General features: G+C 38.5%; 10 protein-coding genes. 1 reads left to right on the top strand and 9 read right to left on the bottom strand.

What is annotated here, in order from left to right; genetic code table 11:
- The 4 genes from P278_RS13545 to P278_RS13560 all read right to left on the bottom strand — a co-directional run bounded on the left by P278_RS13545 (position 1) and on the right by P278_RS13560 (position 6,840).
- Positions 1 to 3,081, bottom strand: a complete 3,081-nt coding sequence (locus P278_RS13545; RefSeq protein ID WP_082436167.1) for a SusC/RagA family TonB-linked outer membrane protein — start codon at positions 3,079 to 3,081, stop codon at positions 1 to 3.
- 52 nt (positions 3,082 to 3,133) lie between these two features.
- On the bottom strand, positions 3,134 to 4,642 hold the full coding sequence (locus P278_RS13550; RefSeq protein ID WP_038267810.1) for a parallel beta-helix domain-containing protein: 1,509 nt from the start codon (positions 4,640 to 4,642) through the stop codon (positions 3,134 to 3,136).
- An 11-nt stretch (positions 4,643 to 4,653) separates the two neighbouring features.
- Positions 4,654 to 5,850 (bottom strand): cytochrome-c peroxidase, encoded by a 1,197-nt coding sequence (locus P278_RS13555; protein ID WP_038267813.1) that lies wholly within the window; start codon positions 5,848 to 5,850, stop codon positions 4,654 to 4,656.
- A 126-nt stretch (positions 5,851 to 5,976) separates the two neighbouring features.
- Entirely contained in the window at positions 5,977 to 6,840 is an 864-nt protein-coding gene (locus tag P278_RS13560; RefSeq protein WP_038267817.1) for a LytTR family DNA-binding domain-containing protein, read from the bottom strand.
- 269 nt (positions 6,841 to 7,109) lie between these two features.
- Here P278_RS13560 and P278_RS13565 point away from each other — a divergent pair, with 269 nt between their 5' ends.
- Positions 7,110 to 8,138, top strand: a complete 1,029-nt coding sequence (locus P278_RS13565; protein ID WP_038267820.1) for an NAD(P)-dependent alcohol dehydrogenase — start codon at positions 7,110 to 7,112, stop codon at positions 8,136 to 8,138.
- A gap of 114 nt (positions 8,139 to 8,252) precedes the next feature.
- Here P278_RS13565 and P278_RS13570 read toward each other — a convergent pair whose 3' ends face one another.
- From P278_RS13570 to P278_RS13590, 5 genes are all read right to left on the bottom strand, one after another.
- Positions 8,253 to 9,842: a purple acid phosphatase family protein gene (locus P278_RS13570; protein WP_038267823.1), complete on the bottom strand. Its 1,590-nt coding sequence runs from the start codon at positions 9,840 to 9,842 to the stop codon at positions 8,253 to 8,255.
- 88 nt (positions 9,843 to 9,930) lie between these two features.
- Positions 9,931 to 11,412 (bottom strand): SusD/RagB family nutrient-binding outer membrane lipoprotein, encoded by a 1,482-nt coding sequence (locus P278_RS13575; RefSeq protein WP_038267826.1) that lies wholly within the window; start codon positions 11,410 to 11,412, stop codon positions 9,931 to 9,933.
- An 18-nt stretch (positions 11,413 to 11,430) separates the two neighbouring features.
- Complete coding sequence (locus tag P278_RS13580) at positions 11,431 to 14,868, bottom strand: SusC/RagA family TonB-linked outer membrane protein (protein ID WP_082436169.1); 3,438 nt, start codon at positions 14,866 to 14,868, stop codon at positions 11,431 to 11,433.
- An 82-nt stretch (positions 14,869 to 14,950) separates the two neighbouring features.
- Positions 14,951 to 15,889: a FecR family protein gene (locus P278_RS13585; RefSeq protein WP_038267828.1), complete on the bottom strand. Its 939-nt coding sequence runs from the start codon at positions 15,887 to 15,889 to the stop codon at positions 14,951 to 14,953.
- Between the two features lie 97 nt (positions 15,890 to 15,986).
- Positions 15,987 to 16,547: an RNA polymerase sigma factor gene (locus P278_RS13590; RefSeq protein WP_051413565.1), complete on the bottom strand. Its 561-nt coding sequence runs from the start codon at positions 16,545 to 16,547 to the stop codon at positions 15,987 to 15,989.
- Positions 16,548 to 16,659: the final 112 nt, after the last annotated feature.

Below are 16,659 nucleotides of genomic sequence, written 5' to 3' on the forward strand. Positions count from 1 at the left end.
TTAAAAGTCAATTTTTAAGTTGAGTCCGTATGTTCTTGTCGATGGCAATGAAGAGTGTTCAAATGCAGTTGAAGCCGGACCGCTACTGTATGTCGCTTCCGGATCTATATCATCGGCGGCGTTATAGAAAAAGAGTAAATTTCTTCCGACTGCGGATAAACTGGCCCTTTGAATGAAGGTGCCTTGAAGCATCTTTTCAGAAAAATTATAACTAAGTGTTAGTTCCCTAAGTTTCACATTACTGGCATCAAGAATTTGCTCTGTAGCGATTTCACTCACAAAAATATTATTGTATTGTCTCAGCATCGCATCGGCAGGCGTTTCATTTTGAAAGCCCGTATTCTCATTAATCCCTTCTTCAATAAAGCCGGTTTCTCTCCCGGGTAAACTCCTTACATCGGTACCAAAAAATGTTCTGTAGGCCCTTCCATAAGAGTAAAATTCACCTCCTTGTTGTATACTTACCAACGCACCTAAAGAAATATTTTTATAAGTGAACTTGGTATTAAAACCACCATACCAATCAGGATTTATACTTCCCATATTGATACGATCTCCTCTTTGGGCGAGTCCCTGATCTGTGATGAGCTTTCTTCCGAAGTTATCTCTTTTAAAATCATAGCCGTAAATAGTCCCAAACTCCTCACCAGGTCGTGCTTCAACAGACACGGACCAGAGCGTGTTTAGGGTAATACTTTCCAGCCCCTCGTTCAGTGATTCAACCTTTGAGTCGCTTTTCGTGAAGTTGAAACCCAGATCCCATTTAAAATCCTTGGTTTCTACGGGGATTGTATTAAACTGCAATTCGATTCCTTTATTAGAGATACTCCCTGCATTTACCACTTTTGAATTATAGGCTGTTGCCCCTGAAACCGGTACTGCCATAATCTGGTCTTTGGTTTTAGTCTGGTAGTACGTAAAGTCGATAAAGATTCGGTTCTTAAAAAATCCAAGTTCTGTTCCTACCTCCCAGGAATTTGAGGTTTCCGGTTTAAGGTCAAAAGAAGGCAGGCTTCCAGGTATGGAGGCTACAGTATAAGGCAAGGTAACGGTTTGGTCTATGTCGTAAACGGCTTGGGTTCGGTATGGACTGGTATCGTTACCAACTCGTGCATAGGAACCTCTGATTTTTCCGTAGTTAAAAACTTTCGAGTCCATTCCCAGAAGTTTGGTAAAAAGTAAACTCATGTTTTCGGAATGATACCAATACGAATCGTTATCCTTTGGAAGTGTTGATGAATTGTCGTTTCGCAGGGTTGCATCGAAGTATAAAAACCCTCCATAGCTCAGCTGTGCCAATCCGTAATAAGAAGTTACTCCTTTCCGGTATACCGATTCATCATTAAAAGTATTTTTATAGTTATTGATCTGGTAGAAATTTGACACCTTACTGTCATTTCCCCAAATATTAACATAGCTATTGTTTTCATCTCTATAACTCGCTCCGAGATTGGCCGTAATTTTAAATTCTCCTATGTTGGTATTATAGGTGGCGAGTATATCTGAATTCCAAATTCGCTCTTTACCTGTGTTGTGGGCATAATTTCCAAGGCCATTTTGAACCGCTTGAGATCCTCTGGCTCCAAAACTGGTAAAATCAAATACAATATAATCCATTCCGGTTTTAGCGGTAATATTAAAATCATCATTTACATCCCATTTCGCAGATAAAAATCCTTGAAACCTATCGCGCTTATCTATATTCCCTGTATTCTCTAAAGCCCAATAAGGGTTATTAAAAGTATTATCGAGGTTCCACTTTATTTCATTTCCATTTGCGTCTACTGTATTGTCTGCAACATCGCTTAAACGTATATCTCTTGGCATAAGGGATAATTGTAAGGCGGTATTCCCAGCACCTTCTGCCAATTGCGGACTATTTAAGGTCTCTGATGTTAAATAGGTCATCTTCCCTTCAATATTTAATCTTTCAGATAATTTGGTGGCTCCCCTGATATTAAAGGTTTGCTTTGAAAGCGTATTATTACTGATTATTCCTTGTCCGTCTTCATCGGTTATGGATAATCGGAAGGAGCCTTTTTCAGATTTTCCTTCAAAAGAAATGGTGTTCGACACTGAATAACCGTCTGAATAAAAGGCTTCATAAGGATTTCCTTGTGGTAAGAATGTATCAGGCCTACCTAACCAATTGGTATATTCCTGTCCTTCCATTCTCGGTCCCCAACTCCACGAATATGGATAATCAAGTACCGGTCTTCCATCGGCAGCTATGGGTGCAAAACTACCAAAGGCTCCGGTACCGTATTCATTTTGAAGATCGGGGGTTAAATAGGCCTCAGTAAAGGCAAAGGAAGAATTAAGGGAAATTCCAATCCCTTTACGCTTTGTTCCTGATTTTGTAGTGATAAGAATCACCCCATTCATACCTAACGAACCATAAGCCGCTGCTGCACCTGCTCCCTTCAGAACGCTGATCGATGCCACGTCATCAGGATTAATATCAGATAAATCATCGCCTCGATCAACTCCGCCCCATGAAGAGGCTCCTCCGGAACCATTATTTATTGGAATACCATCGACTACCACAAGCGGTCTGTTAGATCCTGAAATCGTTGTAACTCCCCGAAGTAAAACTCGACTCGAGCCATTAACTCCGGTATTTGATTGGGTAATTTGCAGGCCTGAAACTTTTCCTGACAAGGAGTTCATTACATTGTTTTCACGTGCAACATTAACTTCTGACGATTTAATTTGAGAAACCGAATAACCAAGTGATTCTTTATCTCTTTGTATGTTTAAAGCCGTAACCACCACCTCATCCATCTCTTCAGCTTGCAGTGTCAGGCTTACATTTAAATTTTCTTTTCCTTCAACAGCCACTTCTTTGGTTTCATAGCCTAAATAAGAAAACACTAAAACGTCATTCTTCTGAATTCCTTCGAGTTTGAATTGTCCATCGAAAGCAGTTGCGGTTCCATTATTCGTTCCCTTTACCTGAACGGCAACCCCTACCAGAGGTGTATTGGTATCTTTTTCAAGCACCAATCCAGAGACGGTATGCTGGGCAAAAGTCATGACCGAAAACAAAAGGATGGCACCTTGTAATAAAAGTTTGTTCATACAGTTATAGTTTGGTTAGTTAGTAGTGATATTTGTCTATGTGGAATGGATCTTACTTTTTGAGAGACAAGATGTATTCTGCCACGGCCATTTTAGCATCCTCCGGCAGGTATGCCTGCGAAGGCATGTCCGGATAATCGTCTCGTAAATTCCAGGGTTTATTAATGTAGTCTACAATTCCCTGAGGGTTTCCTTCATAAACGGCCTGTATGATATTAGTCGGCACCCCGATGAGGCGTGTATCGAAAGCGTGGCAGCCTGCACAAACGCCATAATAGGTGAGTTCTCCTAATTCCTCTTTAGAAACTGACCTTGGTGCTACCGGTTCTTTAAAAGTAAAGGTGGTTATATCTTTGGTATCCGTAATTTCTGCTGTCCCATAATTGCCCAGACCAAAAGTGCGGTATCTGTTTTTATCTCTGATAGAACTTCCGGTACCTCCTCCCATAGCGAGAATATCCGGTCCTTTGGTTTTAAGCTGAGACATCATTAAAGCTTTAATTTCACCAACCGGATTATTACCATTTTCAATCATAAAATTATCGAGAATGACCACGCGATCAGGATTAGGCTCTGAATTTGGATCGTTAGCAGTAGGTGCACCGGTAGCCAGGTCGACTATGGTAATTCCGGCGTTATCATTATTTGCAATAATATTGTTTTCGACAATTACATCATCAGCTGCCATTATAAGCACTCCGGTACCCTTCGGAATCCCAGAAACTATAGAACCCGGGGCTCCAAAATTCTCATGATTATTCCCAATAACAAAATTGTTACGAATTATTACATCGAAAATTGTTTTTATTGGCAATCCGGGAGTCAGGAAAGCCAGGATACCTCCGGTATTGTTGTGCGCATAATTACTCTCTACGAGGCAGTGCCTAGAATTTTCTATTTCGATACCTGCCACATTGCCAAACACTTCGTTATACTTTACATCTACATTATCACACATTCCCACATAAATGGCCGCATCTTCAATTTCGGTGAGGATATTGTATTCTACTATTCCATTTTTACCGTACTGCGGAAAAATACCATAAACGCCAGTATCAATAATCCAGTTGTTTCGTATCACGAAATTATTTCCAGCCTGCCCCATGATACCATTTCCTTTGTATTTAATGATCTTCAGGTTCTCGATGGTTATTCCATTGCCTGAATACAAGATGGCATCATTCAATTCCTTTTTACCATCCATAACAGGCCACTTTCCATCGACTATAACTCCCTGAATACCTATATTATCCTTGTCGATATACACAGTTTCTGAATAAGTACCCGGATAAACTCTGATAAGGTCGCCGGGTTGTGCTTTAAGAACAGCTTCTCGTATTGAGCCTCCATCTTCTACTTTGATAATATTCCCTGTAAAATTGGCAGCTTGTCCTACTGCGGAAGTATCTGTTGAAGCTCCTGTATTCCAATACTGCATTGTGGAAGGAATGGGTACGGTCTCAACTTTTTTTGGTTTAAAAATCATTCTTCCCAAAAACAATCCTATGAGCAAAAACGCAAATGCTCCAATAGTTTTTAATAAAACTGATCTTTTCTTCATTTTTTGTGGTCTTAAGAGTTATGGTTTGTATTGGATAATCCGGAAGGAAGTTCTGTTGGCACTTCCGGCATAAAGGTTTCATCGGTAAGGGTTTTCAGAAAATCTACCAGCCTGTCCAGCTCATCATCTGATAATTCTGGTTCCCATATGTGCCAATGAATTCGAAGTTCTTCATTTTCCGGTACTGCATGTCCTCGTCCATCGGTATAAAACTGTACTGTTTCCCTTAAAGTATTGAAATTTCCGGCATGCATATAAGGGGCTGTTTTCTCAATATTTCTCAGGCTGGGCACTTTAAACCCTCCGCGCATGGTTTTATCGTTATAGGGTATTTCGGCTCCAGGGTCTAAGGGTTTCCCATCTGGTTCCGGCACTCCTAAAACGGCAATTTGTTGGTTGGTAAAGAGCGGAGGGGTATGGCATTCTGCACATCTGGCTACAAAGGATCTAAATACATTTAGGCCTTCTATTTCTTTTTCATTCAAAGCCTTATGATAACCATGTGCATATTGGTCGTATCTGCTATTGAGTGAAATCAGAGAGCTTTCAAAGGCGGTGATTGCAGTATAAATTTCCTCTAATGTTATCGTATTATTATTCCGATTTGGAAAAGCTTCTTCAAAAAGGACCTTGTAATTGTCAATATTGTTTAAGGTGTTCAAGAGGTTGTCCGGGGTATTATTCATTTCTTCTTTTGAAAAGAGCGGCCCTTTCATTTGTTCTTCAAGTGATTTGGCACGTCCGTCCCAAAAAAACAGTTTCAAATAGGCTACGTTCCAAAGAGAGGGTGCAGAACGAGTTAGCTGATATCCATTCATTCCTACACTGGCGGCAAGTCCATCGCTAAACCCCTTCTCAGGATCATGACAAGTGGCACATGAAATGGTACCATCCTTAGACAGTGCGGGATCAAAAAACAAGTATCGTCCCAAATCAATTTGTTGGGGAGAAAAACCGTCTCTTACTTTAGGGAGTGCTGTTTTTAATCCGCCAACTCCATGATCATTTTCTGTGGTATAGGCCATGTATAAATTCTGGGCTATACATTCATTGTTTTCATTAAGTTTAAAACCCGGAGGGCAATCACAGTTTAGCTGTGGCACTTTATAATAGGCTGAATCTTTAATACCCAAACTTACCAGCCCCCATAAAGTGCACACAAAAGTCATAAAAATGACACCTCTTAAAACGATCTTTTTAATATCCATTTTTTGCTATAACTAAAAACTAATTCTATCTGTTTAAAGAAGTTTTACAGCTAAACAGTTATTGGAAATTTAAGAAGTGAATCTTTACAGGAGCCTTGTAAACAAGTGTTTTGTGACGAAAAAACCCTATGTTGTGACCAAAGGGGAGGATACTTTTTTTAATCGTTCTTCGAATATATCCTTATAAGAAGAGGATACGGATAATTCAACATCCGGAACGTGTTGCATAATTAAGATATAACCTTTTTTGGTTCTTTTGAATGAATGGAGGTAATTGAAGTTAACAATATAAGATCTATGTATCCGTAACAAGGGTTTATAATCCTGGATATTAACTTCGAATTCTTTTATGCTTCCTCTTATAAGTTCTTTCACCAGTGTTTCTCCTTTCATATAGAAAAGTTCGAGATAATTCCCTGCAGACTTCACATAAACCAACTGACCATATTTAATGGCCAATGCTACTTTTCCATTTTCACCCTTTATGGTAAGAAGCTTGTCTTTATCTTTGGTGCCGGCTTCAATAATCTCAGCCTTCTCTGCCTTTAATTTACTATACCTGTATTTGTGCTCCATATACCAAACAAAAACAGTATATGGAACGATCAGGATCAAGGCAGTATATCTAAAAGTTAAAAGATACTCCTTGAACTGTTCTGAATATGCAGATAACTCATCACCGAACAAAAGATAAAAGAAATACGCCATAATGATCACCTCCAGGAGATACCATAAAAACAGACTTAAATATGTAAAGTTTTTGATTCGAAACAAGGACCTTAAAGCAAATTGGGTCACAAAAAGTATTGCAGTTCCCACCATTATAAATTGCCAATAATAATTACCTCCCCATTGATTAATATTAAAAGGCTCATATAGTGTTATAAATAATATGGCATAGATAGCAACAAAACCGATTAGTAAGAATCGGTTTTTTGCAGAGCTTAAAAAGGATACTTCTCTTTTGATTATTTTTTTAAAGTTATTCATTAAAAGAATTAACAAATGCATCTAAATGTAACCATAAATTTATAATTATAATGGATTTGAATTCCCCGGCGTCAAATTTTCTGAGGATCTCGTAAAAACTAACCAATTGAGATTGTTTTATTTCTAAAGTCCTCAAGCACGATATTAATGACTCATACACCGAACTTAAACTCAAAAGATTAAACGATTTGTTAACACCTAAGCTATAGCTCTTTTCGTATCTTTAAATCGCTATCTCAATTAAATATTCACCTAAAAAACCATCAAGTATGAAAGCTGTTAGATTTTACGGAACCAATGATGTTAGAATTGAAACGATGGACAAACCAACACCTCAGGGCGATGAAGTTCTTATCAAAATAGGAGGAGCCGGTGTTTGTCATTCTGATCTTCACGTTATTCACGACGGTATCATGGGCGAAGACCCCCAACCATTTACTTTAGGACATGAAAATGCCGGTTGGATTGAAGCCACGGGTAACGGGGTTAAAGGGTTTAAAAAAGGAGATGCTGTATTAGTTTATGGTCCCTGGGGCTGTGGTCATTGCAAACCGTGTCAGCAGTCTGCAGAAAATTATTGCGATCACCAAAGTGAAAATCCATATGGAGGTGGGCTAGGATTAAATGGAGGTATGGCTGATTTTATGTTGGTTCCATCATCTCGATTACTGGTTCATATTAAAGATCTTGATCCGGTAGTGGCAGCTCCATTAACAGATGCTGCACTAACCCCATATGCTGCCATCAGGAGGTCAAAAGATAAGCTTACTTCAGACGCTTTTGTCGTAGTGTTGGGTATTGGCGGATTGGGTCATGTTGCATTACAAATATTAAAAGCGACCTCTGCGGCTACCATAATTGCCGGAGATGTTACCGCTGACAAATTACAACTAGCTAAAGATCACGGTGCGGATTTCGTAATCAATACTACCGATGATGATGTTGTTTCCCAAATTCAAAAAATAACGGGTATAAAGAAAGCTGCGGTTGTTTTAGATTTTGTAGGGATTCAACCAACAATTAACATTGGACAACAAGTAGTAGGGCTCAACGGTGATTTAACGATTGTAGGCCTGGGTGGTGGACATTTAGATTTTCATGCGATGGCTGTTCCTCTTGGAACTCGAATATCAACACCATATTGGGGCACTCGGGTAGAACTTATGGAGGTTATTGAACTGGCACGACATGGAAAGATCAAAATTGACATTGAAAAATACAAACTAGAACAGGCCCACGAGGTTTATGATAAGTTATTAAACGGAAAAATTAAAGGCAGAGCAGTGTTAACACCTTAAAAAGAATAAGCTTAAAACTATAAAACAAAAAAGTCAGGTAGTAACCTGACTTTTTTTAATTAAAAACACCTATCATCGCATAAAATAAGGCATTTTCACAAAAAACCAACTAAATTAATCAACGCGTTCTGTGGTAGTGAACGTGGCTGTTTCAGACCAAGGACTCCAATTTAAGTTTTGATCTCTATATCGCACTCTCCAATAATATTGTGTATTATCGCGCAATAGCCTGTAAATCTTTTCATCCGTAAGATCGTCGTCGGCTTGTCTGTTTTCTTTGTAGTACCAATTCTCAAACTGTTTCCAATTATCAACAATGGGCTTATTAAAGTCCGGACTTGTACTAATTTGCCAGTTGGAAGCTGCATGAAAGGCATCCCTCCGATCACTCTTGAAGGCGGAGGCCTTCAGGACCACCTTCCCTGGATTGACCTTATCTTTTAGCGGAGCTAAAGGGTTTGGTGCCAATGGTTCCTTACTGTATTTCCAAACGGTAATACTATCGGTAAGTTCATTGTCTCTTGGATTCACTCTATTTCCCTGACTAATGCGTTTCACGGTAAACTTCGGATCGCCGTTATTAGGATCCACTTCTACCATTACAAACCCGTACTCGTCTTGGGTAACTGTAAACTCATCGTAATCACGACCTTCAAATTCACCCCAGTTATCGATAGCACCCCCTGCTGATGCTACATTGATCCAAAGGTGTTTGTGATCTTTTGATTGTCCACGTGAATATCCATGTGTATGTCCAAAGAAGTGTATACTGGGTTTCCCTGAATCTTCTGTGAATTTTTCTAAACGTTCTACCACTTTCCCGGAAAAATCTTCCTCTCCGGGAATCCATAATTCAGATTTATGTGGATGGTGCATCTGTGCAAAGACAAAATCAATATCTTCATTAGAAGCGGTTTCTTTCAACACTTTGTCGAGCCATTCTAATTGTTGTCTGATATCGCGGTATCCTTTATTTGAGTCGAGTCCGAGGATTCGGGTATTTCCATAATCCTTATACCACCAATGTTCTGCATATTCAGGGCTCCCATTTTTGGGAAGACTGAAGTATTTGAAATAAAAGATTGAATTTCCTTCGTGATTTCCTACTGCAGGATATACAGGAACTTCTGAAAAAAGTTTCTCTGCCGGGTTAAAGAAATGATTTTGCCATTGGTCATATTTAGTGCCGTTCTCCACCAAATCTCCCGGTATGAGTACCATGGCAAGATTTTCAGGCACACTCCCATCAAATTCTTCATTCAAGTAAGCCAATATTCCATCATTTACAATTTCACCAAACTTATCAGGGTTGTTATGATCGTACTGCATATCACTCATAGCAACCAGGCTAAATGATTCTTTGTCTTCAGCGAAAGGAGGGGTTTTGAATTGATAGATATCTGATTTTGCTTTCCCCGTTTTAACCCGGTAATAGTACTCGGTAAACTTCTTTAACCCTGTTAAGGTTACGCTATGCACTCTGGCATCCGTAAAGTTAATATCAAAGGATTCTCCTTTGGTTTTATTTTTTAGTTTAGGGGTTGTTCCCCACTCTACAATGCTTTCATCCCCTCTATCTGTTTGCCACATTATGGTTATTGATGTAGGGTTCGCATCCTGTAAATAGGGTTTAATCTCAATTTTTTGTGCACTCACCAACAAGCAGGCACTTAGAATTAAGGTAATGCTTAAAAATTTTCTCATTGTAATAATTGCTTTTAAAAGAGGCCGTTGAAGATACAATTTCAACGGCACTCTTTAACAGAATTTAAAGCAAGTTGAATAAACAACTCTATTGTAACCACCAAGGTGTTTCGCGAATCTTATCATTCCCTTCTCCAAATTGACGGGTAATAGCCTCCGAAACATTCTGGGTGTTTTGTAAATATTCCCCCTGAGGGTAAATCCATCTGGTAGGAGGTGTTGCTCCAGCAGCCTGAGCAAATTCAGGATATCCTGTTCTCAACTGATCGAAATACATTCTCCAGCCCGATTGAAGGAATGAAGTAAAATACTTCTGCGTCATTACTAATTCTAATTGCTCTTCAAATGTGGTTGCATTGTCAAAGTTTACCAAAGGCTCAGAAAGGTAACTCTCTGCACTTTGCGTATCGACGTACGAACCGTATCCTTTTGCATAATCATTATAGAACTCAAAAGATGCCTTAACTCCATTTTCATAATGCATCTTTGCATCTGAAGCAATCCATCCTCTAAGCGCTGCTTCTGCTAGTATAAATTCTGTTTCCGAATAGCTCAAAAGATTATGAGGTTCAGTTGTAGGATCAGTACTGTATCGCAGGTTCACCTTAGACACATCTCCCTGAGCTGCTTTATCATTTACCTCAGCATAAGGAGCTAAAGGATTTCCTCCTTCATAGGCATTGAAATCATCTTCAGCCAATCCGGCTTCTTTTGCATTTTTTGTCGTCGTACAGAAAATAAACAATCTTGGGTCTTTACGATCCTGTAGCCTTCTCACAAAAGTAGAGTCCATATACATTCCAGATCCATACCCACTGGAGTTAAACTCGGTATACCGACTTCCGTCCTGATCGATGAACACCAATTGACCATTATCGTCATTAGATTCAATTATCGGTTGATTGTTGAAGATGCTGGCAAAGGTATTCCCAACATTCAATTCGGCATCCGATGTTTTACCCGACAGGGTCAGTAACACTTTTAACCTGAAAGAATTAATCAGTTTTCTCCACTGCGCTGCATTTCCATTATAGATAATATCTCCAGCTATAATTTCGTTGTTATCCTTCAGTAAATTATTCGCTTCTTCCAACTCATTCAAGATTCCTACAAACACTTCTTTTTGAGTATCGTAAGAAGGTGTATAAATCTCTTCATCCTCTCCTTTTAATGCATCACTATATGGTATATCACCAAAGGTGAGTGTTAAGTCATAGAAGTAGTAAGATCTGAAGAACTTAGCCAATGCCTTATAAGCATTGCTTTCGATTCGCTCAGCTTCTTCCATCATTTTGGTTATATCGCGCAAACGGTTATAATCACCAAAGCTACCACGGTTCCAGTTATAATACTGGTAATTATTCTCACCATCGGTCTGTACAAGCATACGAGATGCATACATCGCTCCTGTTCCTTCTACCTGAAAAGCTCTGAAGGCTATTTCTGTAAGAAGTAACTGTGGATGCGTTTGACTTACGTTATTTGGATTTTCATTGATGTCTGAAAGGTCGCTACATCCAAAAATTGTAGCGATCCCGATAAACATAAAAAATACTTTGATCTGTTTCATTTCTTTAGGATTTTCCTTTTAGAATTTCATGTTGATTCCCATACCTACATATCTTGATGATGGATCTTGAAGATTATCATCATTACCATAATCCGGATCTATAATTTCTGCTTTTTTCCAGATAAGAAGGTTGTACCCGTTAAGGCTCATATCGATATGTTTAATACCTTTTAAATTAAGCAGGTCTGTAAAATCGTATTTAAAGGTTACCGATCTTAACTTAAAGAAGGTTCTGTCAAAAACATTGGCAAAAATTTCGCTTTCGTCTTCTGTTACCTGAGCTCTATAAGGATAATTTTGGCTCCAGGTTTGCCAGCTTACAGCCGTAGTGTTTGGCTGGAATACACGTGTATCAGAGATGATATTTCCATTTACATCTCTATCGAGTTCACCACTCACTACATTTACACCTTCCGGTATATAAACAGGCTCTCCGGCTGCATACTCTGCATCGCGATATAAGGTTGAATTCGGGTGTTTACCGCCCCACCACATTTTCTCAACTGTTAAAGACCTCATCAGACCTCCCCATGATCCGTCGATACCTACATCAAGGGTCATGTTCTTATATTTAAAGCTGTTTTGAAAACCTAAAAGCCAATCCGGGTCTTTATGTCCAAGATTTTGTTTGTAATTATCTCTGATCGGAAGTCCGTTATCATTCAGGATTACTTGCCCGTCAGGAGATTTTTGCCATACTGTTGCGTAATAACTATCGGCACGATCGTTTAAGAATAGATCACCGTAACGTTCTTGTCCGCCATAGATATCAGTAATTTTTCTTTCTCTTTTACTCCAGTTGGTAAGCACATCCCATCTAAAATTATCATTGCGAACAGGAGTAGCTTTTAAAACTACTTCGAACCCATTTGTGGTGTACTCATTTCCATTTACTTTTCTGTTTTGGAAACCAGAAGCAATAGAGGTTGGTAGATCTATAATCTGATTAGTATCAATTACATTATAGTATGTAAAATCAAGCTTCAAACGTCCTTCGAGGAATGAGGCGCTTGTACCTAATTCAAATGAAGTCGACTTCTCAGGTTCGATGTTAGGATTAACAATACCTCCAGGATAAGTTAATTTAGTGGTAGACCCAAAGGTTCCGCTATTTTGGTAGAAAGGAGAAATCTCATATGGATTCAAATCACTTGATACTTCAGCCCATGAACCAAATAGTTTTAAGTAATCGATTCCTTTTGGCATTGTTACATAATTAGAAACAATCGTACTTGCTGAAAAAGAAGGATAGAAATAAGAGCTGTTTGCCTCCGGTAAGGTAGAAGACCAGTCATTACGCGCTGCAAAATTAAGGAACAAGGCGTCAAAAACACTTAACTCCATGGTTGCATAGGCACTGTTTATCTTTTTCTCTTCCAGGTAGGTATTAGCTTTTACATTTCCTTTGGTATTGTTTAAGCTATAAACAAAAGGAACAATCAAACCATCGGTAGCATTATATTCTTGTTGATACTTTCTATAGAATGTCGAGGCTCCCATATTAAAGTTCAATGCAAAGTTATCGCTGAACTCTTTGTTGTAGGTTGCAAGCACATCCATATCGATGGTGGTTCTTTCGTAATTCCATGTTTTATAATCACCGGCTCTTGGATCACCGTAATTCAGGTATGACTTCGGACTTTCACGATCTTCAAAAACATCCTTTATAACTGCAGATCCTCTTGCTTGAAGATTGATCTCATCGGTTACCTTATAGTTCAATTTCAACTGGCTGTTTATCAGGTTTGCATCGTATTCCTGATTCAATTCATAGGCAGCAAAATAAGGGTTGTTGTACCATGCGTAATTCCAGTTCGCCTGTCTGTAACCTTCTTGTCCCGGGATATAAAAATGTTCGCGTTGGTCTCTACCATTTACATCATCTCCCATCCAGATCAGGATGGTGTACATGTGGTTTTTTGGTCCGTAACCATAACGTGGGTAATTCGGTGAATATACTTTGTTATAAGCTAACTTACTATCTAATGTAAGGCGATCAGTAAGTTTTGTAGTTCCTTTAAAAGTAAGACCTCCACTTTGCAAACTGGTGTTTGGTACTCTACCCTTTTGTTTAGAGTAGTTTCCGGAAATTCTAAACGATCCTTTTTCACCCTTGTGAGCAATGGCAAAATCGGTCGTAGAAACATACCCTAATTCCATGAAATCCTTTAGGTTGTTATGGTATTTCCATGGAATCGGCTCTCTTGAATACCTTGATTTATCATCGTATTGAGTCCCTGATACATCACCCCACCAAGGGATTACCTCTCCAGTAACATTATCTCTTATCGGGCTATTCCATTGTGGAATCATCACCCCTGGTTCAAATTTCGGTCCCCAAATCATATCTCCATCAGAGATACCACCATCTTTACCATCCCAGAACTCATATTTTCCATTAGAACCATTACCATATTCGGTTTGTGTTTCTGGGAAAACGGTAAATCCTGCGGTCACTAAAGTACTTTGTGAAACTGCAACTTCAAGACCTTCTTTATTTGCATTTTTAGTAGTAATAAGAATGGCGCCATTTCTACCTCTAGATCCGTACAAGGCCGATGCTGTTGTTCCCTTAAGGACGTTTACATTGGCAATATCATTTGAAGAAATATCAAAGAAATCAGTTTCTACCGGAATTCCATCAATCACGATCAATGGATTTTTACCACGTAATGAAAAATCCGGAGATTGGAAGATACCCGTTGGATTGGTTACTTGTAAACCTGCTACCTGACCCGTAAATAAATTACCAACGTTTGGTGCGGTAACTTCTTCTATGGTCGCTAATTCGATATCCTGAGTTGAATACCCGATTTTCTTTTCTGACCTGGTAATACCGAGTGCCGTTACCACTACTTCATCAAGTCCCTGGGCATCTAAGCCCAATTGAACGTTAATGGTTCCTGAAGATGGTGCAGGCACTTCTTTGGTCGTATAACCAACGTAAGAAACCACAAGAATTGCCTTCTGACCAGTCACATTGATACTAAAATTACCATCAAAGTCTGTAGCCACCCCATTAGTTGTCCCTTTTTCCATCACACTTGCTCCGGGCATAGGTTGTCCGTTCTCGTCGGTAACGGTACCTGTTATGGTCCTTTTCTGTTGAAGGGCAGCTTGTTTTAAACTCTTTTTTATTAATACAGAGCTACCTGAAATGTTATATGACAAGGCCGCTTTAGAGGCAATGTCATCCATAATCGCTTTTAGCTCTTCACTATTATAAACGATAGAAAAAGTTCTGGTGTCTTGTAAAATTTCTTCACCATAATTGAAGTGTAGTTTTGTTTTATCTTCAAGAAGTGAAAATATTTTTCCAAGGGTAGCATTATTGACATTAATGCTTACTTTTGATTCTACTCCTTTACTGTCGTTTGTTGCTGCAAAAACAGTGGAGTTAAATACTATTAGTACAAAGAACTGTAAAATAAGGTTCTTTTGTTTTTTAAATTTCATAGTGTTAGATGTACTTTTTACGATTCATTTAATGCTAATTGGTTCGGGTCTGGTGCCACAGGCCTGAACTTTTTTGTTTTGGTTAATTTGCTGTTACTTTGATTACATTTTTCTCTTTTTTGAGTTTCACATTGGTTATAAAATTTAATTTTTCAATAACTTGATTCAGGGTATCGTCTTTCAAAAAGGAAACTTTTACTTTATGATCTTTTAATCGCACTTCTTCAAACTGAAATGGTATTCCATATCTAAGCTCAACTACCGTAGATAAATCATTTAATGATATACTTGGATAGTCTACATCTTTATGCATCCATCCTGAATAAACCTGAGCATTGACATTTCGTTTTAACAACCTTTTGTTGGCTTGATCGAGTTGCACTTGTTCATTAGGTAGCAGGTCGAAACTTTCCATTTTATTGCTCACATTTACTTTTCCGGTGTTTACGGTAACATTAAAAAGGCTATCTCTGTTGATAATATTAAAAGAGGTACCAAGAACCTTGGTGCGTAACTCACCGGAAGTGATTATGAAGGGCTTGATACTATCTTTTGCGACTTTAAAAAAGGCGCTTCCTTTTATCAGTTTCACACCTCTTACGTTCCCTGTAAATTGTTCAGGATACTCAAAGCGGGTATTTTGGTTTAGGAATATGGTACTCCCGTCAGATAATAACAACGAATCAATCTGATCAGAGGTTTGTGCTATTACCCAATTGAGAGTGTTTGATGTGTTATAAATTTTGGCAAAATACATTGACCCAATTAAAAGGACCAAGGAGGCAGCGACTGCATAAGCTATGTTACTTCTGCTTCTTTTTTGTTTGTATATTCTTTGATCCAGTTGAACTTTAATTGCGTCTTTAACAGTCTCCTTCTCTCCCAATTCAACATCCCACGATTGTTGTTTGCGATAGGTATCTAAAAACCTCATAAGGATTAGTTCTTCCTTTTCAGAAATATTACCTTCCTTATATTTTGTGATCAGATCCTCTAGAGGATGCTTACTATTCTTTTTCATTCAAAAGTGTTTACACCCTAAAGTGTCCAAAACACAAAAAAGTACCATCGAAAAATATTAAGGAAATGTTACGGAAGTGTAAAAAATAGTTTTTGGTCTAAAAAAAGAAACCATAGGCTTCTTTAAGAGAGGCTTTGAGATGCTTAATTGCTCTATGCAATTGATTCTTAACGGTTTGATGCGACAAATCCAACTCTAAGGCAATTTCTGAAATTGACAACCCCTGAAACTTATTGAGGTAAACAATTTCCTTGCGTTTTTCCGGGAGGGTTTCAAGGAGATCTAAAAGGGTGGCCGAATTAACGGTATCATCTTCTTCCAATTGTTCTACCAGATATGTTTCAAAACTCTCATTCAGTTCTAAGGTATTGAATCGCTTGTCTTTAAAGTGATTGAAAATCTGGTATTTTACGCTCTGAAAAAGATATGCTTCAATATTTTGTACGGCTGCCTGACGGTTATTTTGCCAGAAGTTAAAGAATACTTCCTGAACGACATCCTGAGATAACTCTTTGGATCCGGAGATTTTATACGCGAATAGAAAAAGAGGTTCCCAATATTTGGTATACAATGCGTCGAAAGTAGATCTTTCTCTCACATTAACATTATATTTCAATATTTTAGCCACTCTTTTCCAGGTCTTTAATGTTGTGTTCAACAGCGAGGCTAAATTATTTTTTTAAATGTACCTGTATCCTAAGTAGATATTATGTTTATGTAAAGTATCTTATAAATTTAATTCAGAGTCTTTAAAGAGGAGTCATAAAAAA

The sequence above is a fragment of the Zhouia amylolytica AD3 genome (assembly GCF_000511935.2).
Classification (GTDB): domain Bacteria; phylum Bacteroidota; class Bacteroidia; order Flavobacteriales; family Flavobacteriaceae; genus Zhouia; species Zhouia amylolytica.

What these genes read in the sequence shown, in the direction of transcription:
- P278_RS13580 (WP_082436169.1), bottom strand. Translation starts at nt 14,868, where the DNA reads ATGAAATTTAAAAAACAAAAGAACCTTATTTTACAGTTCTTTGTACTA.
- P278_RS13560 (WP_038267817.1), bottom strand. Translation starts at nt 6,840, where the DNA reads ATGAATAACTTTAAAAAAATAATCAAAAGAGAAGTATCCTTTTTAAGC.
- P278_RS13555 (WP_038267813.1), bottom strand. Translation starts at nt 5,850, where the DNA reads ATGGATATTAAAAAGATCGTTTTAAGAGGTGTCATTTTTATGACTTTT.
- P278_RS13550 (WP_038267810.1), bottom strand. Translation starts at nt 4,642, where the DNA reads ATGAAGAAAAGATCAGTTTTATTAAAAACTATTGGAGCATTTGCGTTT.
- P278_RS13570 (WP_038267823.1), bottom strand. Translation starts at nt 9,842, where the DNA reads ATGAGAAAATTTTTAAGCATTACCTTAATTCTAAGTGCCTGCTTGTTG.
- P278_RS13585 (WP_038267828.1), bottom strand. Translation starts at nt 15,889, where the DNA reads ATGAAAAAGAATAGTAAGCATCCTCTAGAGGATCTGATCACAAAATAT.
- P278_RS13565 (WP_038267820.1), top strand. Translation starts at nt 7,110, where the DNA reads ATGAAAGCTGTTAGATTTTACGGAACCAATGATGTTAGAATTGAAACG.
- P278_RS13545 (WP_082436167.1), bottom strand. Translation starts at nt 3,081, where the DNA reads ATGAACAAACTTTTATTACAAGGTGCCATCCTTTTGTTTTCGGTCATG.
- P278_RS13575 (WP_038267826.1), bottom strand. Translation starts at nt 11,412, where the DNA reads ATGAAACAGATCAAAGTATTTTTTATGTTTATCGGGATCGCTACAATT.